The sequence below is a fragment of the Streptomyces sp. AB3(2024) genome, assembly GCF_041862025.1.
In the GTDB taxonomy this organism is placed as follows: domain Bacteria; phylum Actinomycetota; class Actinomycetes; order Streptomycetales; family Streptomycetaceae; genus Streptomyces.
The window spans coordinates 1-2,545 of the sequence record NZ_JBGWAB010000283.1; the positions used below are offsets into that span (position 1 = coordinate 1).

General features: G+C 77.8%; 2 protein-coding genes. Both read left to right on the top strand.

All coding sequences use genetic code 11. The features are described 5' to 3' along the window. Nucleotides 1-1,219, top strand: a 1,219-nt coding sequence (locus tag ACEPPI_RS40305; protein ID WP_373920210.1) for an ADP-ribosylglycohydrolase family protein, incomplete at its 5' end; no start/stop codon positions are given. Nucleotides 1,220-1,226: 7 nt separating this feature from the next. Next, entirely contained in the window at nucleotides 1,227-2,372 is a 1,146-nt protein-coding gene (locus ACEPPI_RS40310) for an ADP-ribosylglycohydrolase family protein (protein ID WP_373920211.1), read from the top strand. The last annotated feature ends 173 nt before the right edge of the window (nucleotides 2,373-2,545 follow it).

The following is a 2,545-nucleotide window of genomic DNA, read 5'->3' on the forward strand; positions in this document are numbered from 1 at the left end:
CGGCCGGGGCACGGCGCAGCAGCCCGCCCCGGCCCGCACCCCGGCCGCGGCCGGCAACGCCCCCGGGCCCCGTACACCGGACGGCCCGCCGCAGGCAGGCGCGCCGCGACGGATCGAGGGACTCCTCCTCGGGCTCGCCGCGGGCGACGCCGCCGGCTGGCCCGCCGCCCGCCACCGCGCCAGCCGCATGCCCGAGTGGACCCGCCGCCTCACCCGCGAGCTCGACACCTTCGCCGAGCAGAACGCCACCACCACCCTCCCCGTCCCCATCGCCCTCAACCAGCCCCCCGAACCGCTCCGCCTCGGCCCCTCCGACGACGCCGAATGGGCCGCCTTCGCCGCCGAGTCCGTCCTCACCGCCGCCGGCGCCCTGCTCAGCGACCTCTCCCGGTCCCGCCGCATGCGCGCCGCCATCGACCTCGCCTGGAACGCCCTGGCCAGTGAGGTCGCCGCGGCGGCGGAACGGGCCCCCGAGGTCGAGTCCGCCGTGCTGCCGATGCGCGCGCGGATCTCCGTACGGGCCGGCCTCGGCAACCTCGCCGCCGGCCTGCGCCCACCCGCCACCGGCCACGACAACCCGCACTACTTCGACGACGCCGCCTGCGTCCGCGCCTGCGTGCTCGCCGTGGTCCACCCCGGCGACCCCCGGGCCGCCGCGGACCTCGCCGAATTCGACGCCCGCTACACCCAGGACGGCGACGGCGTCCACGGAGCCCGCGCCATGGCCGCCGCCCTCGCCGCCGCCCTCGCGGGCGCGGACACCGACACCGCCGTCGACGCCGCCCTCGAACAGCTCCCCGCCGCCACCGAGATCGGCCGCAACGCCCGGCACGCCGTCGAACTCGCCCGCGCCGACGGCGAGGCCGGCGCGTTCGCCCTCGTCCCGCTCCTGGAACACCAGATCGTGGACCACGTCTACAGCTACGGCATCGCCGCCGCCGAAACCGTCCCCGTCGCCCTCGCCCTCGCCACCGCCGCCCGCGGCCGCGTCGCCGAAGCGGTCCCGGCCGCCGCCTGCCTCTCCCGCGTCGCGGACTCCGCCCCGGCCCTCGCGGGCGCCCTCACCGGCGCCCTCGGCGGCGGCGACTCCCTCCCCGCCGCCTGGCGCGAGGCCTGCCGCACCCTCTCCGGCTGCACCCTGCCCCGCCTCGCCGGAACCGACCTCGTCGAACTGGCCGCCCTGCTCACCCGTACGGAACTCACCTCACCCAAGGGATGATTCGGACATGACGCTCACACTGGAGGACCGGGTCACCGGGGCCCTCGTCGGAGCCGCCGTCGGCGACGCGCTCGGCGGCCCCGTGGAGGGCTGGTCCCCCGACCGGATCGTGGAACGGCACGGCGGCCGCGTGCACGGCATCGTCGGCCCCTGGTACGAGGACTGGCGCACCGCCCGTCCCATCGCGCCGTACCACAAGGGCGACGGCCACGTCACCGACGACACCCTGATGACCCACGCCCTGGTCCGGGTGTACGCGACCGTCCGGGACCACCTGGACGCGTACGCGGTCGCCGACCACCTGGTCCCCGACCTGATGACGGTCCCCCGCTGGATCCCGGAACTGGAGGCGGAGGCCCTGCCCCTCCAGCGGGTGTTCCTCGCCGAGAAGTGGATCGTGACCCGGCTGCACTACGCGCACGCCGACCCCCGCGAGGCCGGCACCGGCAACATCGTCAACTGCGGTGCGGCGATGTACATGGCACCGGTCGGACTGGTCAACGCGGGCAACCCCACCGCCGCGTACGCCGAGGCCCTCGACGTCGCCGGCGCGCACCAGTCCTCCTACGGGCGGGAGGCGGCGGGCGTCTTCGCGGCGGCGGTGGCGGCGGCCTGCGTACCGGGCGCGAGCGCCGCCTCGGTGGTGGAGACCGCCCTGTCCCTGGCGAAGGACGGCACCCGTGCCGCCATCGCCGCCGTACGCGAAGTCGCCGTGCGGCACCGGGACTTCGAGTCGGCGCTGGTGCCGCTCCGGGAGGCGGTGGCCCCGTACGACTCGGTCGGCCCGGACTACCGCGCGCCCTCCCTCGGCGCCCGGCGGCCGTCCCGGCTGCACTCCATCGAGGAGCTCCCCGTCGCCCTCGGCATGCTGCTCGTCGCGGACGGCGCCTACGAGCCCTCCGTACTCGGCGCCGTCAACTACGGCCGCGACTGCGACTCCACCGCCACCATGGCGGGCGCGATCGCGGGAGCGCTGGGCGGTGCGGGGGCCGTGCCCGAGGGGTGGGCCAAGCGGGTCGCCGAGGCCAGCCGCCTCGACCTGCACGCGCCGGCCGCGGAGCTGGCGGCCGTGGCCCGGGAGGTCTTCGCCCGCGACCGGGACCGCCGTCGCGCCCACGAGACGGCCTTCGCGGCCATCGCGTCCCCGCGGTGACGGGTGCCCCGGCCGGGGACCCGGCCACGCGCGGCGCCGGGGCGGCCCCCGTACGGCTGACCTGGGCGCAGCCCGAGGACCTGATCGGGCACGAGCTGCGGCAGGCCGCGGAGGACGGCCGGGACGCCGGGCCCGTGCTGCGCGCCTGGACGGCCGCGGGCGGCCGGCCGGCC

Bases quoted from the DNA above. Each gene is read 5' to 3' on its own strand.
- ACEPPI_RS40310 (WP_373920211.1), top strand. From the start codon at position 1,227: ATGACGCTCACACTGGAGGACCGGGTCACCGGGGCCCTCGTCGGAGCC.